Genomic DNA, 22,908 nt, shown 5'->3' with positions numbered 1-22,908 from the left:
CGTTCTTTAGGAAAACGAAAAAAGATGCGCGCCAAGAAGGCGGCGACCAAGAGCAGCACATGAATGATAATTCTATTTTTTCAATAGCCCCTGATTTTCCAGCATCGACTCTAGACCGAGCAAGAAGTTGTCAAACGCTTCCTCAATCTCGCCGGCTACAAATGCTGATAATGCCGGGTCTGATGACGGCCACTGTTCTGTTCTGCGCTTTTGCCGCATATTTTCATGGCCAACTTTTATCTGGTCGCTTGTCATTCCATTTGCAGCGTATGTTATCAGATACAGGCGCTGCAGCATGTATTCGAGTGTCGTAAGCCTCGTTTCGATCTTGACGTCTTTAATGGCCATTGTTTCCCTCAGCTAGTTGTCCATTTCTGGTCAATCCTAACCTTGAGAAGCGTCGGAGTCTTTTGTTTATTTCGCCAGCGAATAAACCGCTGTGCTACGTGTTTTAAAACAGGCTTAGTGAGGTTGACGATACGTGAGGCGCTTACCTTCACCGCACTTAACGGCGAGCGCCGCACGTTCCCCATCCGTCATGGCGCGGGTGAAATACCGGAAATCAAATTCGGCGAGATAACGGTGCAGGTTCTTTTCAGCACAGTGCTGATAGTTGCCGCGCATACCGCGCTTGAAGATCGAAAAGACGCCTTCAATGGTGTTCGTGTGAACGATGCCGCGCACATATTCCTTGGCGGAGTGCTTGACCGTTTCGTGGCCTGACAGGCCGTGGAGCATGGAGCCGTGATAGCGGCGGCTTTCATCGGTGCATCGTTTCCTTGGCGATGTTCTGCGAGATGATCGCCTGCACCGTGGTCTGATCGGCTACGACAACATGGAAGGAACGGACCTCGCCGCCGCGCTCGACAAGCGAGACGATGGCGCGCTTACCGGACGGGCCAGAGCGGCCACCCTATTTTCTTATACAGAGAACGGCTCGCACCGACCTCCCCCCAAACAAAAAAAAGCCCGGGGTTTCCCCCGGGCTTTTCGCTTGAGCGCTTTCTGCGCTCGAAGCTGCAGAAAACTTAGAAGCGGTAGTTCAGGCCGGCGCGAACGAGGTGCGTCTTGAGGGTCACGTCGTTGCCCGGCGTGCCGCCCGAGACGGTGCCGAGGTCGGCGTAGAGATATTCGACCTTGGTGGTCCAGTTGGCGAGCAGCGCGTATTCGACGCCGCCGCCGACAGTCCAGCCCAGCTTGGTCTTCGACCAGTCGCCGCCGACGTTCGGCGTCGCCTTGATGTTGCCGTAGGCCAGACCGCCGGTCACGTAAGGCAGCCAGCGATCCCAGCCGGCGTAGCCGAGACGGCCGCGGCCGGTGCCGAACCAGGTCATCTTGGTTTCGCAGCCCGCGCCGGTGCAAACGCCGGTGCCGGCCGAATCCGAACCCTTCATCCAGCTGTAGTCGAAGTCGGCTTCCAGACCCCAGACCCACGAACCGGTCTGCAGGTTGTAGCCGAGCGTGATGCCGGCCAGCGCGCCCTTCGGCTTGGTCGAACCGGTGCCACCGGCGCCCGACCAGTCGGACTTACCGAAGCCGTAGCCGGCGTTGATACCGGCGTAGAAGCCGGTCCAGTTGTAGTAGGCCGGGGCGTAGACCGGCGCCTTGTAGGACGGGCGCGGCAGGTCAGCGGCAAACGACGGCGCTGCCGCCGCCGCAACAAACAGGCCGACAGTCATGGCCATCGATAGACGCTTCATGTTGATCTCCTTTTTGACCAGAGCCGCAAATCGGTCTGGCGCTCGAACCCCTTACGACCGCGCTGGCAGGAGCCACCACGGGAGCCAGCCACCGGGCCGGCGAAACACGCATACGCATTTGAAGCAGTGCGTATGGTTAATAGAGATGGACCATCTGTGGTTAAGGCCGGGTTAAACGCAAAAAGCCCGTATTTATCGCGCTTTTTCTAAAGCCGGTTCGGCGCAGCGCGCGGCAAAAGGCCGTTCATGGCGATGCGGCGGCGATTCGGAATAAACAACGCCGCAAAAGTTCCATCGTTAATGAATGATGAATTCGCCGGCGCCCTCGTCATTCCGGACGCCGCACAGCGGCGATCCGGAACCCGACAAGCAACGAAAAACGATGCGGCTGGATTCCGGGTTCACGCCTGCCGGCGTGCCCCGGACTGACAAAGACTCATCTACCCCACGCGCGCGCGCAGCACCGCTTCGATCGACACGCGCGACCAGTCGGCGACGCTGTCGCGGAACGCCTTGTAGGAGTCGTGGATCTTGCCGGCGATCGCATCGCGCGCGCCGAGTTCGGCGACGACATCGTCGGCCTGGCGGCGTGCCGCGGCGATGACATCCGCCGGGAACGGCGCCAGCTTGACGTTGTGCTCCTTGATCAGCACGCCGAGCGCCTGCGCATTGAGCCGCTCCATTTCCGCCAGCGCGTAACTGGCTTCGGTGGCGCAGGCATGCGCGACCACGGCCTTGAGATCGGGCGCCAGCGTCTCCCACGCCTTCAGCGACACGATGGCCTCGCCGGTGCCGTTCGGCTTGTTGAAGCCGGGATAGTAATAGAACGGCGCGGCGCGATAGAGCCCGAGCGCGATGTCGGTGCCGGGGCCGACGAATTCGGCGCCGTCGATGACGCCGGACTGGATGCTGGTGAGAATTTCGGCGGGCGACGTCGTCTGCGGCGTCGCCCCGAGCCGGCGATAGACCTCGCCCCCTAAGCCGAGCGAGCGCAGCTTGAGCCCGCGCAGTTCGGCAAGGCTCTTGATCTCGCGGCGGAACCAGCCGCCCATGCAGACGCCGGTGTTGCCGCCCATGAACGGCTTGACGCCGAAGGGCTTGTACAACTCGTCCCACAAGGCCTGGCCGCCGCCGGCGTCGATCCAGGCGACGTGCTCGGCCGGCGTCAGGCCGAACGGCACCGTGGTGAAGAAGGGCGCGGCCGCCATCTTGCCCTGCCAGTAGAACGAAGCGGTGTGGCCGATCTCGGCGACGCCGTTGCCGACCGCCTCGAGCACGCCGAAGGCGGGGACGATTTCGCCGGCGGCGGAGACGCTGATGTCGAGGCGCCCGTTCGACAGCGTGCGGATGCGCTCGGCGACGCGCTCGGCCGACATGCCCGGGCCCGGCAAGCGCTTCGGCCATGACGTCACCATGCGCCACTTCACCGTCTGCGCGCGGGCGATGGTCGGCGCGGCGAGCGTGGCGGTGGCGGCAAGGCCGGTGGCGGCGGCGAGCGTGAACTGGCGGCGGGTCGTCATGGCTGTCTCCAGAACTTGTAGAAGTGATTGAGCGGGCCGTGGCCGTGGCCGACCTTGAGCGCGTCGGCGGCGGCGATGGCGCCGGTGACGTAATCCTTGGCGGCGCGCACGGCGGCGATCAGGTCCATGCCCTTGGCGAGGTTCGCGGCGATGGCGGAGGACAAGGTGCACCCGGTGCCGTGGGTATTCCGGGTGTCGATGCGCCTCGCCCCCAGCCGCGTCACCGCGCCGTCGCCGCCGAGCAGCAGATCGACGGCTTCGGCGCTGTCCCCGTGACCGCCCTTGACCAGCACCCAGCGCGGGCCGAAGGCGAAGATGTCGCGCGCCTGCGCTTCCATCTCCGCCTCGTTGCGCGCGAGCGGCCGGCCGGTCAGCGCCGCGGCCTCGTGCAGATTGGGCGTGACGATCTCGGCGAGCGGCATCAGGTCGCCGCGCAGCGCGGCGACGGCGTCCTCGCTCAGCAGCCGGTCCCCGGAGGTCGCGACCATCACCGGATCGAGCACGATGTGCCGCGCGTTGCGGCGCCGCAGCTCGGCGGCGACGATGCGGATGGTCTCGGCGCGCGACAGCATGCCGATCTTGACCGCCGCCACATCGAAGTCGGCGAACACCGCCTCCATCTGCGCCGCTATGAACACCAACGGCACGTCGTGAATCGCCGAGACGCCTTGCGTGTTCTGCGCCGTCAGTGCGGTGATGACCGACGTGCCGAACACCTCATTGGCCGCGAAGGCTTTGAGGTCGGCCTGGATGCCGGCGCCACCACCGGAATCCGAACCGGCGATGGTCAGCGCGACCGGTGTCATGCCCCACTCCGCCCGGCAAGCGCACCGTCAACCGCGGCACGCAAGCGCCGCGCCGCATCGGCCGGATCAAGCGCGAGCGACAGCGCCGAGATCACCGCGACGCCATCGGCACCGGCGGCAATCACCTCGCCGGCATTATCGGCGGTGATCCCGGCAATGGCACAAATTGGATAGCCCGGCTTGCGGGCGCGTATGACGGCGCCGAGATCGCGCAAGCCATCGGTGCCGATCGGGGTCGAGGCATTGTCCTTCGACGTTGTCGCGTAAACGCCGCCGATGGCGACGTAATTCAGCAGATCGAGCGGCGCGGCCGCCGCCTGCTCAGCCGTTTTAATACTCAAGCCAATAATCGCATCCTTGCCGAGAAGACGGCGCGCATCAACGGCATCCATGTCGTCCCAGCCGATGTGCACGCCATGCGCCCCGGAAGCGAGCGCAACATCAATACGGTCATTGATCAGGAGCGGCACGCCGCGCGGCCGCAACACCGCCATGACATCGCGCGCCTCCTCGATCATGACACGGGTCGAACCATGCTTGTCGCGGAGCTGCACCAAAGTCGCGCTATCGGCAATCAGGGCCGCGAGGCCGGGCAGCGAACGCCCGCCGGCAACCGCCGGATCGACAAGGGCATAGAGGCTAAGATCGAGCGTCATCGGTCGCTACCTTTGCAGATCGTTACTCGGTCACAGTGACGCGGGCCCGTGCCGCGAGCGTGTCACTATCGATGGAATAAAGTGCGTCGAGGATCGCCACCGCGAAGCTGCCCGGGCCCCGCGCGGTTTCCGCCGCCATTTCACCGGCCACACCGACAATCGTCAGCGCCGCCGCAGTCGCGACAAATGCATCTTTCTCGACGGCCAGACAGGCCCCGACCATTGCCGAAGCGGCGCACCCCATCGCTGTGATCCGCGCCATCATCGCATCGCCATTGGCGAGCGTGACCGCACGCCGGCCGTCGGCAATCAGGTCTCGCGCGCCCGACAGGCCGATCGCGATATCGCGCTCGCGTGCATAGGCGCGCAGATCGGCGAGTTGGTCGCCGGCGCCGGCAAGCGTCGCAAATTCGGCCGCGTTCAGCCGCATTGCCGTGGGGCGGAGGAACAGCAGATCCTGTGCGTAAGTTGCCCGCGGCGGCGCGCGATCGACAAAAACGGGATCGAGAATCCACGGTAACCCGCCCTGGTTCGCGGTATCGACCGCGATCGAGGTCGCCTCGCGGCGCTCGCGGCCAAACGTGCCGAGATTGACCAGCAAGGCATCGGCGCGGGCGACAAAAGCGCCAATCTCCACCGGCGACAAGGTCATGGAGGGAACGGCGCCCAACGCGAGGAGGACGTTGGCGGTGAAGTTTTCCGCCACAGAATTGGTGATGCAGTGGACGCGCGGCGCCTTGGTGCGCACGCGCTCGAGCACGGCCGCGACCGCGGAGACAAACTCCGCAGGCGATGTGAACTGGCGCAGTGGGGCTATCGGTTCCTGCATCTCTCTCCCTCCGCCGGCATGACCCGGATCAGGTTCGTTGGGTTGGCCAGACTTCCGGCCTCTCAGTCCGGCACGTTGCCGGACACCCCACGAGATCGCTGAACGATACCTAGACGCACTGGCGCAGCAAGGCAAGAGCGCTTCGATCAGGCGGCCGGAAGACCGGGAAAACCGGTGTCCAAACCGGTACCTTGCCAGGCTGGCGCGATTTTGCTGTGTTGCAGGAAACGCCCCGGCACCCCGGAGACCCCACCGCAATGACCCCGTTCTTCGTCCAAATCAAATGCGAGCTCGGCAAGGCCTATCAGGTCGCCAACGAACTGGCGGAGGCCGAGATTGCCTCGGAGATCTATTCGACCGCCGGCGATTACGATCTGCTGGTGAAGTTCTACGTGGACGACAAGATCGATATCGGCCACTTCGTGAACGAAAAGGTGCATTGCATCCCGGGGATCAAGGACACCTACACAATCATCACCTTTAAGGCATTTACCGCGTAGCTTTGTAACGTCAAATTTCCGGCCGCCGCGGGCCTTCGGCTTCGGGGGCCCGGTCAATACCGAGGCGCCGCTCGCGCCACAGCACCGCCAGCCCGGCGCCAGCCACGATGGACGCGCCGACATAGACCAGCGTGCTCGGCAGTTCGCCGAAGAACCAGTAGCCCAGCAGCAGCGCCCAGATCAGCGACGTGTAGTCGAACGGCGCGATCACCGACGCGGTGGCGTGACGGTAGCTCTCGGTCAGAAAAATGTGCGCGATGCCGCCGAGAATGCCGGTGGCGACGAGCGCCATCAGCTCCTCGCGGGTCGGCGTGTACCAGGCAAAGGGAAGCGTCGCCGCGCCGACCAAGGCGCAGGACAGCGAGAAGTAAAAAACGATCGACGACGTCGATTCGCTTTGCGTCAGCCGCCGCGTCTGGATCACGGCACCGGCGTTACAGAAGGCGGCAATGACCGCGAATATCGAGCCGACCGCCGCAGCGGCACCTACACCGACCGCAGTATAACGGCCCGGATCAAAATTCGGAATGAGCATCACAATCACGCCGACAAAGCCGACAACGACTGCGGTCCAGCGGAAGACGCGTACACGCTCCTTGAGGATAAGAGCGGCGAGCGCCACCGTGATCAGGGGCGAGCCGAACTGAATAGCGGTGGCATCCGCCAGCGGCAGCCGCGCCAGCGCGGCAAAATTCGAGAACATGCCACAAACACTGACGGTCCCGCGACCAAGATGACCGAAGATGCGGTTGGTGCGCACAGCGGTCATGATCTCGCCGCGGAAAGCGTAAATCAGCAGCACCGGAGGTATTGCGCAGGCCGAGCGGAAGAACACCATCTGCCCCACCGGCACGGTTTCGCCGAGTTGCCGGATGAGCGCGGACATCGCAGCAAACAGCAGTGCGGAGAAAATCTTGAAGCCGATGGCTTTGAGGAGATCGGGCGACGGGTGATGCATGGAGAACCCCTCCATAACTCTCCGCGCCGGTCTTGTCGCCCCTCTTTAGCGCGCGGGCTGCCCCGCTTTTACTTTTTCGCCGGCCGTGGCGGGCCGGCGACCGCCGGCAGCGACTTGATATAGACCGCCATCGCCAGCCGGTCGGCGTCGCTGAGCTGCGCCGTATTGCGGATGACCGCAGCCATGCTGCCGCCTGCGGAATCGAACTCGGGAGTCATACCCGATTTCAGGAACTCTGCGATGTCCTTGTCCGACCACGAGCCAAGACCTTGCTGCGTAATGTTGGGCACAAAACCCTCGCCTTCAGGATTGGGACCGCCGGCGAAACGCTTTGCTGCAACGATGCCACCCATCATGTCGCGCGGGGAATGGCATTCGGCACAGTGGCCAGGTCCGTTGACAAGGTAGGCACCGCGGTTCCATTGCGCGTCCCTGGAAGGGTCCGGAGTGAACGGCTTGTCATCGAGGTAAAGAAGCTTCCAACCGCCAAGCAGCAAACGGATGTTAAACGGGAATGGCAGGTCGTGACCGCGTGCCCTGCCCTTCACCGCAGGCAGCGTCTTGATGTAGGCGAATAGGTCGCGCACGTCGTCCACATTCATGCGCTGATAGGAGGCGTATGGAAACGACGGATAAAGATGCGTGCCTTGCGGCGACGTGCCGTAACGCATGGCACTGACGAATTGAGCTTCACTCCATCGCCCGATGCCGTCATCCGGATCGGGTGAAATGTTCGGCGTGTAGAATGTGCCGAAGGGCGAGCCCAGCGCCACGCCGCCGCCGAGGCGAGTCCGATCCTCCTTGCTGTCGGTGTGGCAGGACACGCAGCCGCCGACGTCGAACATCGTCTTGCCATTGGCGAGATCGGCCTTGTACGGCGTCGCAAAAGCGTCCGCCGGCTCTGTCTTCGGCGCGATTACAAACCAGAAAGCCGCCATTGCGGCGATGCCGAGTACAAGGAAGAGTCCAATCAGTTTACGCGCCATGTCAGAATGTCCCATCGGTCGTTGCGACCAGTCTAACCGCGACCGCGGTTCAAGAGAAAGGGCGGTGCGCGCAAGGCACACCGCCCTTTCAATCAAAGGCCACGTGGCCGATCAGCAAAAGACCATCAGCTCTTCTTGACGCGGTAAGCTTCGTGGCAGCCGCCACAGTTGCGGGTGACGTTGGCCACAGCCGCCTTGAGCGAATCGAGATCCTTGACAGAGGCTTCCGCCGCCTTGGCATCCTCGCCGAACTTGACGAAACGCGCCTTGAAGTCGTCCATCTTCTCCCAGATCGCCGGGGCTGCGGTGGTCTCACCACCGGACTTCGAGCTCTCGGGGAACAGTGCCGGCATCTTGGCGGCGATGTCCTGATAGGTCTTCAGCGACTTTTGCGCGGCCGCCAGGTCGAATGGCGTTTCGCCTTTGGTCATCTTGACGACCACAGCGGTGGCCTGTCCGGATTCCTTCATCAAAGCCTTGCGCGCGGCAATCGGATCCTGCTGGGCAACGACCGCTGTGGTAGCGACCGATACCAAGGCCACGGCCGCAGCCGCACAGAACAATGATAACTTCATTTAGTCCCCCTCGTGGATGGGCGCGCATAGTTGCGCATGTAACGATCGCGCCGAAGGTTTGCCGGCACGCGCTTTAGCTAACCCGGATTTGCGAAACATATTCCGGCGGAACTGAGCGCATTCGACATATCCAGCCATCACGAAGGCGTGAGGACCCGGCGGCGCTACGCCGCACGGGCCTTCCTGGCCTGGTCGATCAGCGTCCACACCTTCAAAGGCGTCGCCGGCATGTCGACGTGACGGATGGCGTAGGCGCGGTCCAGCGCGTCGATGACCGCATTCATGACCGCCGGACATGAACCGATGGCCCCGGCCTCGCCCGCACCCTTCACGCCGAGCGGATTCGTCTTGCACGGCATATTGCGGGTTTCGAACACGAAGGACGGCGCATCGGAGGCGCGCGGCATGGCGTAATCCATGAAGCTCGCACTGATGAGCTGTCCGGTATCGGGATCGTACACCGTGTCTTCCATCAGCGCTTGGCCGATGCCCTGCACCAGCCCGCCATGAACCTGGCCTTCCAGCAACAACGGATTGAGCGTGGCGCCGAAGTCGTCGACCACAACGTAGGTGACGATTTCCGTCCTGCCTGTATCGGGATCGATCTCCACTTCCGCGATATGGGCGCCGTTCGGATAGGTCGCTTTGTCGGTGCTGAAATCCTTGGTCGCGGTCAGTTTATCCGGCGTGGCTTTCGGATGACGGGCCAGATCGGCAAAACTGATGGCGCGATCGGTGCCCGCCACGCGCACCGTCCCGTCGGCAATTTCCATGTCGCTGGCCGAAGCTTCCAGCGCATCGGCGGCCAGATCCTTGAGCTGATCGGCCAAAGTGCGCGATGCGCGATCAACCGAGACCCCACCCACAGGGATCGAGCTTGAGCCGCCGGTGCCGGCGCCGGTCGCAATCCGGTCGGTGTCGCCCTGGACAACCCGCACGCGCTCCGGCGGCAGATCTAGCCGCTCCGCTACAAGCTGAGCGTAGGAGGTCTGGTGGCCCTGCCCGGTCGATTGCGAGCCGATCAGCACCGTGACGCCACCGTCGCCATCGAGCGTGACCTTCGCAGTCTCCGGACCATTGGAGCCGCAGGCCTCGATATAAGTGGCGACACCGATACCGCGCAATTTTCCGGCGCGCTTGGCCTGGGTCGCGCGCTTGCCGAAACCCTTCCAGTCGACCAGATCCTGCGCATGCTTGAGCGCTCCGGCGAAGTCGCCGGAGTCGTACACCTTGCCGGTCGGCGTCGTGTACGGCAACTGGGACTGACGGATCATGTTCTTCCGTCGCAGCGTGTCGGGTGCAACGCCAATTTCTCGCGCGGTGTTGTCCACGGCGCGCTCGATCAGATAAGACGCTTCGGGACGTCCCGCTCCCCGATAGGCATCGACCGGTACGGTGTTCGTATAGGCCGCGCGCAAGCGAATGAAGGCCGTTGGAATGTCGTAGACGCCGGTCGCCATGCCGACGCCGAGCCAGGGAATATAAGGTGCGTAGCACGACAGGTAGGCGCCCATGTCGGCGACGATGTCGATCTCAAGCGCCAGGAACTTGTTATTCTCGTCGAGTGCAATCGTGGCCGTCGAGATGTTGTCGCGGCCATGACTGTCGCCGAAAAAATGCTCGGAGCGGTCGCAGATCCATTTGACCGGCTTGCGCAGCTTTTCCGCCGCCACCGCGGCAAGCGCGTATTCGCGATACGGAAACATCTTGGTACCGAAGCCGCCACCGACATCCGGCGTGATGACACGCATCTTGTCGAGCGGCTTCTTGAGCACGTCGCCGCAGATGATATCACGAATGATGTGGCTGCCCTGGCTGCCAAGCGTCAGCGTGTAGCGATCGCCGTCGAATTCGGCGACGACACCGCGCGTATCCATGTAGTTGGTGACAAGACGCTGGTTCACGATGGTCGTCTTGACCGTGCGCGCCGCCTTGGCGAAGGCGGCCCGGGTCCCGCTCTCATCGCCTGCCGACGTCTCGAAGCACAGGTTCGGCCGGTCAGGCCAGACCTGCGGCGCACCTTTCTTGAGGGCCTCGAGCGAACCGATGATGTGAGGCAGCGGTTTCCAGTCAATCGCAATCGTCTCGGCCGCGTCCTTGGCCTGATCGAGCGTATCAGCAACCACGAAGGCCACCGCATCGCCGACATGGCGCACCACGTCTCGCGTCAGGATCGGATAGAACGGCACGTCGATATTGACGCCGTCCAGCACACCCGGCGTCGGCAGCGGACCAAGATGAGTAACGTCGTCGCCGGTCAGGATGAGGCGAACGCCTTTCATCGCCTTCACGGCAGCAAGGTCACCAATCTTGAAATTGGCATGCGCGTGGGGCGAGCGCACCACAACCGCGTGCAAGGCTCCGGCGGGCGCGACGTCGGCGACGTAGTGACCGGCACCGCGCAGCAATGCGTCGTCTTCCTTGCGGGTAAGCGGCTGGCCAAAACCGAACTTCATCATCGCCATCTCGCTATTCCCTTTCGTCATGTGCGGGCGCTGCCCAAACACCAACCACCTAGCCAGCCGGCTGCGCTCCCGCGGTATCCTTGCGGCGCGTGGTCTTCTCCGCGATCCAGCGCGAGATCACATAGAAGGCCGGCGTGAAGATCAGACCGAACACCGTGACGCCAATCATGCCCGAAAATACCGCCGTGCCAAGAGCCTGGCGCAGTTCCGCGCCAGCACCGATGGCCCAGACCAGCGGCGCGACGCCGAAGACGAAAGCAAGCGATGTCATCACAATCGGACGCAGACGCAGGCGGGCCGCCTCGACCGCTGCGTCGAACCGGTTGCGGCCCTGATCCTCGAGCTGCTTGGCGAATTCCACAATCAGAATGGCGTTCTTGGCCGCCAGCGCAATCAACACGACGAAGCCGACCTGGGTGAGAATATTGTTGTCCTGTCCGCGCAACACGACGCCGACGATCGCGGCCACTAGACACATCGGCACGATTAGAATGACGGCAAGAGGCAGTGTCAGGCTCTCATACTGTGCCGCGAGCACGAGGAAGACGAAGGTCACACCGAGCAGGAAGGCGAACATCGCCGTGTTGCCGGCGCGGATCTGCTGGTACGCCAGCGTCGTCCATTCGTAGCTGAAGCCCGCGGGCAAGGTTTCCGCGGCCAGCTTCTGCATGATCTCGATCGCCTGGCCCTGGCTGTAGCCGGGCGCCGGCGCGCCATCGAGCTCGGCCGCCGGATAAAGATTGTAGCGCGGCAGACGGTACGGGCCGGAGATGTCGCTGACCGTCGTGAACGACCCCAGCGGCACGGTCTGCCCCTGATTGTTGCGCACGCGGAGCGCCAGCACGTCCTTGGCTTCGAGGCGACTATCCGCACTGGCCTGGGCCTGCACGCGGAAAGTTCGGCCGAAGAGATTGAAGTCGTTGACGTAAGACGAGCCGATATAGACCTGCAGCGCCTGGAACACGTCCGATATATTGATGCCGAGAAGCTGCGCCTTGACGCGGTCGATATCGAGATAAAGCTGCGGCGTCTGGGTCTCGAACAGCGAATAGACCTGCAGCAGGCCCGGCGTCTGCGCCGCACGGCCCATCATCGCATAGACCGCACCCTGCAGCGCAGCCGGTCCGGCGCCATTGCGATCCTCGACCATCATGCGGAAGCCGGCCGCGTTGCCGATGCCGGACACCGGCGGCGGCTGAACGACAATCATCTGCGCTTCCTGGATCGCGCCGAGCTTCTGGAACAGCGCGCCCTGAATTGCCGCGGTCGACTTGGCCGGATCCTTGGCCCGTTCATCAAAGGAATCGAGAACAACGAACATAGCGCCGGCGTTTGGCGCGTTGGTGAAGGTCGCGCCGGAGAAGCCAACGATAACAACCGCATTGGCGACGCCCGGCGTACCGAGAATGATATCGGTGGCGCGTCGCATCACCGCGTCGGTCCGCTGCAGCGACGCACCCGGCGGCAACTGCGCTGCCACGATCAGAATGCCGCGATCAATTTGCGGGATGAAGCCCTGCGGGGTCTTGCGGAACTCATTGAGACCGAAGCCCAGGATAACAGCATAAGCGACCAGCATCAGCACCGCGAACCGAACGATGCGCTTGGCCACAGCGCTGTAGCCGCTCGCCAATGCGTCGAAGCCGCGGTTGAACAGCCTGAAGAACCCGTGCAGCGGCTTCTCAAACCAGCGCTCCTGGTGCGCCTCCTTGTGGGGCCGCAACAGCAGCGCACACATAGCCGGCGACAGCGTCAGCGAACAGATCAACGAAATAATGGTCGCGCTGGTGATCGTCAGCGCGAACTGGCGATAGAACTGCCCCGAAATGCCGGTGATGAACACTGTCGGTACGAATACCGCGCACAACACCAGCGCGATCGAAATCAGCGCCGTACCCACCTCATCCATAGTCTTGTAGGCGGCGTCGCGCGGCGATTGGCCGTTCGCTATGTTGCGCTCGACATTCTCGACCACGACGATGGCATCATCGACGACAATACCGATAGCGAGCACCAAACCGAACAACGACAGATTGTTCAATGAGAAGCCGAACAGGCTCATCATGAAGAACGTTCCGATCAGCGAGATCGGAATCGCCAACAGTGGAATGACGGCCGCTCGCCAGGTCTGCAGGAACAGCACGACGACGAGCACGACGAGCACCACCGCTTCGAAGATCGTCGTAATAACGGCGCTGACCGACTCCTGGATGAACTGCGTCGGATTGTAGAAAATGCCGTAATTGACCCCGGCCGGGAAACTCCTGGACATCTCCTGCATCGCCTTGACGATGCCATCGCCCGTGGTGAGCGCGTTCGAACCTGGCCGCTGGAAAACGGCCAGTGCAACCGACTCGTCGCGCCCGAGATAGGAATTGGATGAGTAGTCCTGCGCGATCAGTTCGACACGCGCTACGTCCTTGACGCGCACCACGGCATTGCCCGTCTGCTTCACGACGATGTTGCCGAATTCCTCCGGCGTCGACAGGCGACCGAGGGTGCGGACCGCGATCTGGAAGGCGAGTTGCTGCGGCACCGGCGGCTGATTGAGCACACCCGACGCGACCTGGATGTTCTGCTCCCGCAGCGCCGCCGTGATGTCGCCCGCCGTCAGATTGAGCGACTGCATGCGATCGGGGTCGAGCCAGACCTGCATCGCATAGTCGCGACTGCCGAACACGCTGATCGAACCGACGCCGTCCACGCGCGTCAAGGCGTCCTTGATCTGGAGGTTGGCGTAGTTCGAGATGTAAAGCGCGTCGCGCGACTTGTCCTTGGAGAAAAGGTTCACCACCATCAGAATGTCGGGCGAACTCTTCTGCACCGTAACGCCGATCTGCTGAACCTGCGCCGGCAAACGCGGCGCCGCGATCGAGACACGATTCTGCACCTGCACTTGGGCGATATCGAGATTAGTGCCGATATCGAAGGTGACCGAGATCGAGAAGCGGCCGTCGGCGGCCGAGTTTGAGGAGATGTAGAGCATCCCCTCAACGCCGTTGATCTGCTGCTCGATCGGCGCGACCACGGTTTCGGCGACGATTTCCGCGCTGGCGCCGGGAAACTGCCCGTTGATGTTGATCGATGGCGGGGCGATCTCGGGATATTGCGCAACCGGCAGCCGCTGATAGGCCACCGCGCCAAGAATGATGATCACAATCGCAATCACCGAGGCGAAGATCGGCCGATCGATGAAGAAATGTGAAAATCGCATGGCGCGCTACTTCTGCGGCGCCGGCTGTGCGGCCGGGGCGCCCTGAGCTTGCGGCGTGACAGGCTGACCCGGACGCACGCGAGCGATGCCATTGACGATAATTTTGTCGTCTGGCTCGACGCCCTCCTTGACCACGCGCAAGGTGCGGTCGACGAGCTGGCCGAGCGTCACATATCTCTGAACCGCCTTGTTGTCGGGGCCGACGACCAGAACGTATTTGCGAACCTGTTCGGTGCCGATGGCGGCGTCGGGCACCAGCAGGCCCTCGTAAGGCGCCGAGGCCGGCACGCGCACCCGACCGAACATGCCGGGGGTAAATACGCTATCCTTGTTGTCGAACACGGCGCGGCCGCGGATGGTACCGCTGGTACGATCGATAACGTTGTCGACGAAGTCGACGCGACCGTTATGGATAAAGTCCTTCTCGTCGATGAGTTTCAAACCAACGCTGACGCTGGCGCCGCGGCTGGCGACATCGGCCGCGCCCTTGCCGGCATTGCGCTCATAACGGAGATATGAGGCTTCATCGAAGGTGAATTCGAAATAGATCGGATCGGTGGAGACGATGGTAGCGAGCAACGTCGTGTTACCGCCTGTGCCCCCGGTCACGAGATTGCCCGGCGTCACGCGACGATCGCCGATGCGGCCGGCGATGGGCGCGCGCAGTTCGGTGAAGCTAAGATCAAGCTCGGAGGTGCGCACGGCGGCCTCGGCGCCGGCAACTGCCGCGCGCGCATTGCGGAAAGCCTGGGCCCGCTGCTCGAAGGTCTGGTCGGTGATGGTCTTTTCCTTCACCAACTGCTGGCCGCGTGTGTAGTCAGCTTCAGTAAAGGCGACGTTCGATTGCGCGGCGGTGAGCGTGGCGCGCGCTTGTGCGGCAGCGTTGTCGAATGGGCGACGATCGATGGTGAAGAGAAGGTCGCCTTCCTTGACGAGCTGACCGTCCTTGAAATGCACCGCCTCGAGATAACCGGACACGCGGGCGCGGACTTCGACACTGTTCACCGCGATGAAGCGGCCGACATATTCGTCGTAATCGACGACCTGGCGCTTGACCGGCGTGCCAACGGTGACTTGCGGTGGCGGCGGGCCACCAGCCTGCTGCTTTGAGCTGTCGCCACAACCCGCCACCAGCGCGGCGAGGACCACGGCGACGACGGCGCGGCCGCCAGAACCCATCGTGGAACAAGAAATAGCGCGGTCGAATGTGTGCATATCGGACCATAGCCGGCAATCGGAAGGTCTTTTTGAATAGCGGCACCGCAATGCGATGTCCACCGTGGCCGATCCGACACGGCAACGGCGAAATCCTCGGCTAGTGCCTTGCTATATCGCCGGCAATGACTACTTGCGGGCGCCGCGGAAGCCCGCGAACCAGGCCCGCCCGAACAGCGCCAGAATTGTCGCGGCATAAAGCATGGCGCAGAGCAGGCCGAGCACGGCCAGCGTCAGCAGCGCGCTTCCCCGCCAGCCATGGAAAAACTGCTCAAGCGGCGCGGCACAAAGCCACAGCATCGCCGTCATCACTGCACCGACGACGGCGAACTTCAGCGCCGACTGTCTGAGCCGCCCGTCGACGCGGGCGTGATCGGCACGGTGCGCCAACCACACCACAAGCAGCAGGTTGATCCAGGCCCCGATCGCGGTGGCCAGGGCGAGGCCGACCTGCGCCAGCGGGCCCATCAGCAAAACCTTGAAGCCGATATTAACCGCCGCGGCGGTGAGCGAGGCCTTCACCGGCGTCGCGGTGTCGCCACGCGCGAAGAAAGTCGCGACCGCGCTGCGGATCAGGAGGAACGGCAGCAGACCGACCGAATAGGCCGCCAGCGTCGCGCCGGCCGCAGCCGCGTCCGCCGTTGTAAAGGCACCGCGCACGAACAGCGCGCGCATGATCAGATCCGGAATGGCGATGAAGGCGGCAAGGCACGGCATCGCCAGCAGCAGCGTAAATTCAAAGGCCCGGTTCTGCGCATGCGCGGCGCCCGCATCGTCGCCGGCGGCGAGACGCCGCGACATTTCCGGCAGTACCACGGTGCCGATGGCAATGCCGATAACGCCGATCGGCAGTTGATTAAGGCGGTCGGCGTAATAGAGAGCAGAAATGGCGCCCGCCGGAAGGAAGCTGGCGATGATGGTGTCGGCAAACAGCGCAAGCTGCACACCGGCCGAGCCGACCGTGGCGGGGGCCAGCGCGCGGAAGAACTGTTTGACGTCGACGCCCCAACGCGGCCGTGTCAGCCGTGCCAACAGTCCTTGGCGGAAGGCGTCGCCGCCGACCAGCAGCGCCTGCAGCACGCCGGAAATGGCCACACCCCAGGCCGCGGCGTGGCCCGGCGTCGGAAAGTAAATCGCCAGCAGCAGCGCGACGATCAGCGAGAAATTAAGCAGAATCGGCGCAGCGGCGGCGGCGGCAAAGCGCTGCAATGCGTTGAGGATGCCGCCATAGAGCGTCACCAGCGTGATCAGAAGAAGATAGGGAAAAGTGATGCGCGTGAGATCGACCGCCAGCGCGTAACGCATCGGCTCGTCGCGGAAGCCCGGGGCCAGAAGTTCGATGGCCTGCGGCGTGAAGAGCAGCGCCAGCGCCAGCAGTACGATCTGCGAGGCCAAGAGGATGGTGAATATCTGGTCGGCAAAGCGCGCCGCGCGCTCCGCCCCACCCTGCTCGCGCACTTTGGCATAGGCCGGCACGAAAGCGGCATTGAATGCGCCTTCGGCGAAGATAGCGCGAAAATGATTGGGCAGCCGAAAGGCAACGAAGAAGGCGTCGGCCACGGGCCCGGCGCCGAGCACCGCGGCCATGATGATATCGCGGATGAAGCCGGTGACGCGCGACAGGAGCGTGTAGCCGCCGACCGTGAGAAACGATTTGATCATCGGCTGATAGGGATCCGTACGGAGCGCGTGTAATACTGGCCGACCGGGAAAGAGGCCGAATCCGGCCCCCACCATAAGCCCCCGGCGGGCAATGCCAAAGCCAGGCTCGGCCGGGGGTGCGGCCGAATCAAGACCCGGCGGTCAGCCCCCCAATCCCGCTCGCCAAGAGGTCTTGGTCGGGAACCCCGACGCCCCTCCTCAGGGGGATCGGTACTTCACCCGCCCGGGTGCGGCCGTCAGCCGGCCTTCACGGCACGACGCACCGCATCGATGATGCGGTCCTGCGTCGGCTCGTCGAGATAGGCGTGCATCGGCAGACTGATCACTTCCTGCGCCAGCACCTCACTCACCGCGACCCCGCCCTTGCCAACCGGATATTGCTTGTAGGCCTGCTGGCGGTGCAGCGGGATCGGATAATAGATCGCGGTCGGGATGCCCTCGGCCTTGAGCGCGGCCGCGAAGGCGTCGCGCCTGCCGGGCTTGAGACGAATTGTATACTGCGCCCACACCGACGACATACCGGCCGGCACCACCGGCACAGTAACGACGTCGCGCAGGGCCTCATTGTATCGGCGCGCGATCCGTTCGCGAGCGTCGATCTCGTCGGGGAAGATCTTGAGCTTCTCGATCAGCACCGCAGCCTGGATCGTATCGAGACGCGAGGTCAGTCCGATGCGGACATTGTCGTAGCGGTCGCTGCCCGCGCCGTGGACGCGCACGCTCCGCATCAGATCGGCGAGGTTATCGTCGTCGGTCAGCGCCGCGCCGCCATCGCCATAACAACCGAGCGGCTTGGCCGGAAAGAAGCTGGTCGCAGTGACGTGACCGAAGGCGCCGATCCGGCGATTGTTATAGGTGGCGCCAAACCCCTGGGCGGCGTCGTCAATGACAAACAGATCATACGCCTTGGCCGCCGCGGCGATCGGCCCGTGCTCCGCCGCCTGGCCAAACAGATCGACCGGGATGACGGCTTTCGGCTTGAGGCCAAGCTCGCGCGCGGTTTCAACCGCTCCGGCAATATGATCCGGATTCATGTTGAAGGTGACCGGGTCGACATCGACATACACCGGCGTCGCGCCGACCAATGCCACGACCTCGGCGGTCGCGCAGAATGTAAAAGACGGACAGATGACCGCATCGCCCGGGCCGATGCCCATGGCCCGCAGCGGCAAGACCAGCGCATCGGTGCCGCTGGCGCAGGACACTGCGTGCTTCGTGCCAGCAAAGGTCGCGAGTTGCGCTTCGAATTCGCGCACCTCCGGTCCGAGGATGAACTGGCAGCTGTTCACCACCTTCAGCACCGCCTCGTCGATCGCACTGCCCAGCCGCCGCCGCTGCGCGGCAAGGTCAATGAAGGGAATGGTCGGCGGTTCGGCGCGAAGATTCATGAAGAAGACCGTTTGTTTGTCGAACTAAACCACGACACTGGCGCGGCGCGCTACAGCCGGCTGGTGGCTGCTCGTGGTCAGGCACTGGATAGCAATCTCTAGGCTGGCCACGCCCTGCTCGCCGGTAACAGCCGGCGGCGTCCCGGTATTGATCGCCTGCAGGAAGGCGAGCAGTTCCGAACGCAGCGGCTCGGCATGGCCGACCGACAAATGACGCATCGAATAGCTGCCGTCAGGCTGGAATCCGAAACATTCGGTGACCTGACGGGTGAGCAGATCGCCCATCACATATTTGCGGCGGGTCGCCACCGTGACGTTGCGCGCTTTGAAAGGGGTGAGCCAATTGGTGTTGATGTGCGCCAGCACGCCGGAAGCGGTGCGGAACTGCAGGAGCGCGATGTCCTCGCGCTCGGCCACCGCGCTGGAAAGCTGCGGCTGCACTTCGATGATGTCGGAATCGGTGAACCAGCGGATCAGATCGATATCGTGAACTGCAAGATCGATAACGACGCCGACATTCGACATGCGCGGCGGGAACGGCCCGACGCGCGTGATGGCGATAGAGAGAATGTCCTCGCCGCGGATCGCATCCTTGATAGCTTCGACGGCCGGATTGAAACGCTCGACATGGCCGACCATCAGCGTCACGCCGGCATGGCGCGCCGCATCGATGATCTCGCGGCCCTCCTCCACGGTCGAGGCGATGGGCTTTTCGACCAGCACATGTACGCCGCGCGCAATCGCCGCCAGCGCCACCTCACGGTGCAGATGCGTCGGCGCCGCGATAGTGATGGCATCGACACCGAGCCCGAGCAGGCCCTCGATGTCGGGCACCGCGGCGCAGTTCAGGGCGCGCGCAACGAATTCGGCCTGCTTGGCGTCCGGATCGGCAACGCCGGCAAGCTCCGCACCCGGCAGGCCGGCGAGAACGCGCGCGTGATTGCTGCCCATGACGCCCACGCCGACGACACCGACGCGCAGCGGCCGCAAGTTGATTGTTGATGCCTGTGTCATCGCCGAACGCCGATCCTCAGCCTTGCCTTTAAACCCCGCGTCCCCCTAGCACGGTGGTCCATGGCTGGCGACCGCACCTGTGAAATGCGGCGAACACGTTTTGATTCAGTGCGTTACAGGTTCTCTGCGCTGGGGGCGCACAAGGATTCCCCAGATTTCGCTGACGGCCACGGCAGCGAAGATGATCAGGAAAGGTTCAAGCGGCAGCCTGTACCGAATGGTGCCGACGACCACCATATGCACAGCGGTATAGCCAAGCGCGAAAAGATAGATCGGACTTAGTCGCCTGACCATGCGCCGCTTCAGGAAAATGCCGACGACGCCCAAAATGAGCACCGGCAGAAATGACCCCGCCGTAGCAACAAGCACACCGAAACTGCTGTATCCCGCATTCACCGGCCACGGCCGCCAGATGCGTACGAATTTGAGCCAGGCCAATTCGAGAAAGCGCCCCGGATTATCGACGATGAATTCGACTGCTGCGCGTGTCAACGCCCTGTCGCGCTCGACCCGATCTTGCAAGTGCACGAATCCCTTCAGGTCGTAGTCTTCATACAGATTGCCACCACCCGTTCGATTGAGCGGATTGTTGCCTGCATAGAGCGCGGTGCCCCCGCCCGCTGTGAGGCGCACGAACTGGCCATACGCGTGATAGTTCGATATCCACCACGGTGTCATAATTGCGCAATAGATCAAGACGTAGGTGAGAAGCCTGAACGACGCTTGCCGCAGCGATTGCCGGTGAACGACGATCGCGAAGAGCAGCACGAGGCACGGCGCGAACAGATCGAAGACCGGTCGCGTTAGTATCGCAAGCACGGAAAAAACAGCCGCGAAGGTGAACGAACCGCGGTACCAGTTAAGGAAGGCGAGGAAGACTAGCGCAATGAACAGCGGCTCGGAAAGACCGACGACCGATATGAAGATTAGTGGCGGATAGCACGCCGCAGCTATCGCTGCCAGAAACGCGGCGCTGCGATCAGCAAATATCTCGAAGGTCAGCGAACCTACCGACCACGTCAGTACTACCGAAAGAAGGATATCCGCCGCGAGTTGCCCGGCTCCAGGACCCGCAAGACCGATGAGCAGCGGATAAAGCGGCATCTGGTACCAATTGACCATGTAGCCGAACTTGAACAGCGCGGTCGCGGACTCTCGGTAGTCGATGACATCGATCAGCAGATGGCTTTGATCAGGAATCAGTCTCGATGCGACGATACGTACGAGAACCGCAAGGCCGGCAATCGCCACGAATATAAGGCGATCAGACCTTTTGCTTGGAAAGGCGGCCATGGCGCCGAGCCCGAACCTTGAAGCTCGGGCGTCCTCTATTCAGCAGCGTGGCTGGCCGGCACCGTCATCTTCAGACCCGCCGACAGCGCATCCTCGCGAAACGCCTGCACGGCGCCGAGTGACAATTCAGCCGGCGTCTTGCTGCCCAGCGCCGGCAGTTTCTTAAGCACATCGGCCGGCGCCGTGATGATGTGGCAGCCCATGTCATCGGCTTCGACGACATTGTACGCCTCGCGCGTTGAGGCCCAGATGATCTCGATGGTTTTTGTGGCACGCGCGCGGGTGATCGCGTCCTGCATCAGCGGCCGGTAGTCGTAGCCAAAATCGGCGAGGCGGCCGGCAAAGACCGACACGCATGACGGCGCGCCGCCATCGAGCGCCTCGACCGCGCGCGCCACCTGCTCCTGCGTGAAAATCGCCGTAAAGTTGATGTTGACGCCATCGCGAGACAACGTGCGGACGGCATCGTACAGCGTCTCGCCCCGCGTCGTCGTCACCGGCAGCTTGACGTAGACGTTCTTGCCCCAAGTCGCGATCGCGCGTCCTTGGGCCACCATTTCCGGAATGTCGTCGGAAAACACCTCGAAGGAGATGTGACGGTCCGGCACCGCGGCAACGACGTCGCGGCCATAGGCCTCGTAATCGCTCACGCCGGCTTTCTTAAGCAGCGACGGATTGGTAGTGAAGCCCGCGATCCAGGGCTGCTTCGCCATTTCGACGATCTGCGCCTTGTCGGCACCGTCGGTGAACAGCTTGATTTTGAGATCGGCGAGGCTCTTGACGGTCATGGCAATTTCTTCTGTCCTTGGCACAACGCCATACTAAGTGAAAATGCCGCCCTGTCCAAACCGGCAGCTGTAGGAAAATCCGGCCGCCCCGACCGGCGTTCCCGCCACATTCCGTTTGGCGCCGGGGCTACTTTAGGCCGTTATAGGCCCGGTACCAGGCAATGAAGCGCGCAATACCGTCTCCGATCGGCGTCGACGGCTTGAAGCCGACTTCTTGCATCAACGCGTCGACATCGGCATAGGTCGCCGGCACGTCGCCCGGCTGCATCGGTTCCAGTTCGCGAACTGCCTTCTTGCCAATCGACTTCTCGAGCAGTTCGACGACATCGAGCAGGTCCACCGGATTGTTGTTCCCGATATTGTAAACCCGCCAGGGCGCGCTGCTCGAACCGGGATCTGGTTTGTCGCCTGACCAGTCCGGATCGCCTACCGCCGGCCGCGCCGCCAGCCGCACGATCGACTCGACGACGTCGTCGACATAGGTGAAGTCGCGCCGCATCTTGCCGTGGTTGAATAGTTTGATCGGCTTGCCCGAGAGAATAGCGGAAGCGAAAATCCACATCGCCATGTCCGGCCGGCCCCACGGGCCATAAACTGTAAAGAAGCGCAGGCCTGTCGTCGGCAGCTTGAACAGATGAGAATAAGAATGCGCCATCAGCTCGTTGGCCTTCTTCGAGGCGCCATAGAGGCTGAGCGGATGGTCGACATTGTCGTGGACCGAGAACGGCATGTGCGTGTTGCTGCCGTAGACCGACGATGATGAAGCGTAGAGTAGATGCTGGCAGCCATTGTGCCGGCAGCCCTCCAGAACATTGACGAAACCGATCAGGTTCGAATCGACATAAGCCTGAGGATCGATCAGCGAGTAACGCACGCCAGCCTGAGCGGCGAGATGCACGACGTGCGGGAATTTGTACTGCGCAAACAGGTCCGCGGTCGCCTGGCGATCGGCGAGATCGAGCCTGACAAACGAAAACCCGTTGTGCTTCTGGAGCTCCGCAAGCCGCGCCTCCTTCAGCTTCACGTCGTAGTAGGGCGTCAGATTGTCGACTCCGATGACAACGCGACCTTCCTTCAGCAGCGCGGTCGCGACATGAAAGCCGATAAAGCCGGCTGCGCCGGTGACCAGGATAGGTTGCTTCTCAGGTGCAGCCACAGATCGATCCCTTCAACGCCATGCGGACAAGAACAGCCCGTCGTCCCATTAGCCGTATCGCCGCCGCGTTTCGTCACCCCTAGGCGCCGTTCCGCAGCAGCAGCCACCACGATTCGCTGGCAAGATACCACTCGACCGTGGCTGCGAGGCCATGCGCCAGCGGCGCGTGGCAGCACTCCAAGC

At 62.9% G+C, this 22,908-nt stretch carries 19 protein-coding genes, 1 pseudogene and 1 riboswitch; of the genes and pseudogenes, 1 reads left to right on the top strand and 19 read right to left on the bottom strand.

Going from position 1 to position 22,908, the window contains the following annotated elements; translation table 11 throughout:
* Positions 1-72: 72 nt before the first annotated feature.
* The 7 genes and pseudogenes from DXH78_RS11495 to thiM form a co-directional block, all read right to left on the bottom strand.
* Entirely contained in the window at positions 73-348 is a 276-nt protein-coding gene (locus tag DXH78_RS11495; RefSeq protein WP_115517158.1) for a hypothetical protein, read from the bottom strand.
* Between the two features lie 114 nt (positions 349-462).
* Positions 463-901 (bottom strand): annotated as a pseudogene (locus DXH78_RS20115) (IS1595 family transposase); the annotation flags it as partial.
* Between the two features lie 127 nt (positions 902-1,028).
* Positions 1,029-1,700, bottom strand: coding sequence for an outer membrane protein (locus DXH78_RS11485; protein WP_115517156.1), 672 nt, complete (start codon positions 1,698-1,700; stop codon positions 1,029-1,031).
* 440 nt (positions 1,701-2,140) lie between these two features.
* Positions 2,141-3,220, bottom strand: a complete 1,080-nt coding sequence (locus DXH78_RS11480) for a TRAP transporter substrate-binding protein (protein WP_115517155.1) — start codon at positions 3,218-3,220, stop codon at positions 2,141-2,143.
* Positions 3,217-4,026: a bifunctional hydroxymethylpyrimidine kinase/phosphomethylpyrimidine kinase gene (gene thiD / locus DXH78_RS11475; protein WP_115517154.1), complete on the bottom strand. Its 810-nt coding sequence runs from the start codon at positions 4,024-4,026 to the stop codon at positions 3,217-3,219. Before thiD ends, DXH78_RS11480 begins: the two co-directional genes overlap by 4 nt.
* Positions 4,023-4,682, bottom strand: coding sequence for a thiamine phosphate synthase (thiE, locus tag DXH78_RS11470; protein WP_115517153.1), 660 nt, complete (start codon positions 4,680-4,682; stop codon positions 4,023-4,025). Before thiE ends, thiD begins: the two co-directional genes overlap by 4 nt.
* 22 nt (positions 4,683-4,704) lie before the next feature.
* The gene (thiM, locus tag DXH78_RS11465; RefSeq protein ID WP_115517152.1) at positions 4,705-5,511 is read right to left on the bottom strand and encodes a hydroxyethylthiazole kinase; all 807 of its coding nucleotides are present in this window, start codon (positions 5,509-5,511) and stop codon (positions 4,705-4,707) included.
* Positions 5,499-5,611: riboswitch (TPP riboswitch) on the bottom strand. (Overlaps the previous gene by 13 nt.)
* A 157-nt stretch (positions 5,612-5,768) precedes the next feature.
* On the opposite strand from thiM, the gene DXH78_RS11460 reads away from it, so the two are divergent.
* Complete coding sequence (locus DXH78_RS11460) at positions 5,769-6,011, top strand: Lrp/AsnC ligand binding domain-containing protein (protein WP_115517151.1); 243 nt, start codon at positions 5,769-5,771, stop codon at positions 6,009-6,011.
* Between the two features lie 10 nt (positions 6,012-6,021).
* On the opposite strand, the gene DXH78_RS11455 is transcribed toward DXH78_RS11460, so the two are convergent.
* The 12 genes from DXH78_RS11455 to DXH78_RS11400 form a co-directional block, all read right to left on the bottom strand.
* Complete coding sequence (locus DXH78_RS11455) at positions 6,022-6,969, bottom strand: DMT family transporter (protein ID WP_115517150.1); 948 nt, start codon at positions 6,967-6,969, stop codon at positions 6,022-6,024.
* 68 nt (positions 6,970-7,037) lie between these two features.
* Positions 7,038-7,955, bottom strand: coding sequence for a c-type cytochrome (locus tag DXH78_RS11450; protein ID WP_115517149.1), 918 nt, complete (start codon positions 7,953-7,955; stop codon positions 7,038-7,040).
* 125 nt (positions 7,956-8,080) lie between these two features.
* Positions 8,081-8,530 carry a c-type cytochrome gene (locus DXH78_RS11445; protein ID WP_115517148.1) on the bottom strand — a complete coding sequence of 150 codons (450 nt, stop codon included), beginning with the start codon at positions 8,528-8,530 and terminating at the stop codon, positions 8,081-8,083.
* Positions 8,531-8,694: 164 nt separating this feature from the next.
* Positions 8,695-10,995 (bottom strand): xanthine dehydrogenase family protein molybdopterin-binding subunit, encoded by a 2,301-nt coding sequence (locus DXH78_RS11440; RefSeq protein WP_115517147.1) that lies wholly within the window; start codon positions 10,993-10,995, stop codon positions 8,695-8,697.
* 49 nt (positions 10,996-11,044) lie between these two features.
* Positions 11,045-14,209 (bottom strand): efflux RND transporter permease subunit, encoded by a 3,165-nt coding sequence (locus DXH78_RS11435; RefSeq protein WP_115517146.1) that lies wholly within the window; start codon positions 14,207-14,209, stop codon positions 11,045-11,047.
* 6 nt (positions 14,210-14,215) lie between these two features.
* Positions 14,216-15,424 (bottom strand): efflux RND transporter periplasmic adaptor subunit, encoded by a 1,209-nt coding sequence (locus DXH78_RS11430; protein ID WP_245416797.1) that lies wholly within the window; start codon positions 15,422-15,424, stop codon positions 14,216-14,218.
* Between the two features lie 129 nt (positions 15,425-15,553).
* Positions 15,554-17,086, bottom strand: a complete 1,533-nt coding sequence (gene murJ, locus DXH78_RS11425) for a murein biosynthesis integral membrane protein MurJ (RefSeq protein ID WP_115517144.1) — start codon at positions 17,084-17,086, stop codon at positions 15,554-15,556.
* A gap of 236 nt (positions 17,087-17,322) precedes the next feature.
* Complete coding sequence (locus DXH78_RS11420; protein ID WP_115517143.1) at positions 17,323-18,474, bottom strand: DegT/DnrJ/EryC1/StrS family aminotransferase; 1,152 nt, start codon at positions 18,472-18,474, stop codon at positions 17,323-17,325.
* 24 nt (positions 18,475-18,498) lie between these two features.
* Positions 18,499-19,488 (bottom strand): Gfo/Idh/MocA family protein, encoded by a 990-nt coding sequence (locus tag DXH78_RS11415; protein ID WP_115517142.1) that lies wholly within the window; start codon positions 19,486-19,488, stop codon positions 18,499-18,501.
* Positions 19,489-19,593: 105 nt separating this feature from the next.
* Positions 19,594-20,781, bottom strand: coding sequence for a hypothetical protein (locus DXH78_RS11410; protein ID WP_147292619.1), 1,188 nt, complete (start codon positions 20,779-20,781; stop codon positions 19,594-19,596).
* Positions 20,782-20,816: 35 nt separating this feature from the next.
* Entirely contained in the window at positions 20,817-21,569 is a 753-nt protein-coding gene (locus DXH78_RS11405) for a transaldolase family protein (RefSeq protein WP_115517140.1), read from the bottom strand.
* A 127-nt stretch (positions 21,570-21,696) separates the two neighbouring features.
* Positions 21,697-22,725, bottom strand: coding sequence for an NAD-dependent epimerase (locus DXH78_RS11400; protein WP_115517139.1), 1,029 nt, complete (start codon positions 22,723-22,725; stop codon positions 21,697-21,699).
* Positions 22,726-22,908: the final 183 nt, after the last annotated feature.

The organism is Undibacter mobilis, assembly GCF_003367195.1.
GTDB lineage: Bacteria > Pseudomonadota > Alphaproteobacteria > Rhizobiales > Xanthobacteraceae > Pseudolabrys > Pseudolabrys mobilis.
This window is presented reverse-complemented; position numbering and strand designations above follow the sequence as displayed.

Bases quoted from the DNA above. Each gene is read 5' to 3' on its own strand.
- DXH78_RS11445 (WP_115517148.1), bottom strand. From the start codon at position 8,530: ATGAAGTTATCATTGTTCTGTGCGGCTGCGGCCGTGGCCTTGGTATCG.
- murJ (WP_115517144.1), bottom strand. From the start codon at position 17,086: ATGATCAAATCGTTTCTCACGGTCGGCGGCTACACGCTCCTGTCGCGC.
- DXH78_RS11495 (WP_115517158.1), bottom strand. From the start codon at position 348: ATGGCCATTAAAGACGTCAAGATCGAAACGAGGCTTACGACACTCGAA.
- DXH78_RS11430 (WP_245416797.1), bottom strand. From the start codon at position 15,424: ATGCACACATTCGACCGCGCTATTTCTTGTTCCACGATGGGTTCTGGC.
- DXH78_RS11460 (WP_115517151.1), top strand. From the start codon at position 5,769: ATGACCCCGTTCTTCGTCCAAATCAAATGCGAGCTCGGCAAGGCCTAT.
- thiM (WP_115517152.1), bottom strand. From the start codon at position 5,511: ATGCAGGAACCGATAGCCCCACTGCGCCAGTTCACATCGCCTGCGGAG.
- DXH78_RS11455 (WP_115517150.1), bottom strand. From the start codon at position 6,969: ATGCATCACCCGTCGCCCGATCTCCTCAAAGCCATCGGCTTCAAGATT.
- DXH78_RS11485 (WP_115517156.1), bottom strand. From the start codon at position 1,700: ATGAAGCGTCTATCGATGGCCATGACTGTCGGCCTGTTTGTTGCGGCG.
- DXH78_RS11410 (WP_147292619.1), bottom strand. From the start codon at position 20,781: ATGGCCGCCTTTCCAAGCAAAAGGTCTGATCGCCTTATATTCGTGGCG.
- thiE (WP_115517153.1), bottom strand. From the start codon at position 4,682: ATGACGCTCGATCTTAGCCTCTATGCCCTTGTCGATCCGGCGGTTGCC.
- DXH78_RS11435 (WP_115517146.1), bottom strand. From the start codon at position 14,209: ATGCGATTTTCACATTTCTTCATCGATCGGCCGATCTTCGCCTCGGTG.
- DXH78_RS11480 (WP_115517155.1), bottom strand. From the start codon at position 3,220: ATGACGACCCGCCGCCAGTTCACGCTCGCCGCCGCCACCGGCCTTGCC.
- DXH78_RS11415 (WP_115517142.1), bottom strand. From the start codon at position 19,488: ATGACACAGGCATCAACAATCAACTTGCGGCCGCTGCGCGTCGGTGTC.
- DXH78_RS11440 (WP_115517147.1), bottom strand. From the start codon at position 10,995: ATGGCGATGATGAAGTTCGGTTTTGGCCAGCCGCTTACCCGCAAGGAA.
- DXH78_RS11450 (WP_115517149.1), bottom strand. From the start codon at position 7,955: ATGGCGCGTAAACTGATTGGACTCTTCCTTGTACTCGGCATCGCCGCA.
- DXH78_RS11405 (WP_115517140.1), bottom strand. From the start codon at position 21,569: ATGACCGTCAAGAGCCTCGCCGATCTCAAAATCAAGCTGTTCACCGAC.
- DXH78_RS11420 (WP_115517143.1), bottom strand. From the start codon at position 18,474: ATGAATCTTCGCGCCGAACCGCCGACCATTCCCTTCATTGACCTTGCC.
- thiD (WP_115517154.1), bottom strand. From the start codon at position 4,026: ATGACACCGGTCGCGCTGACCATCGCCGGTTCGGATTCCGGTGGTGGC.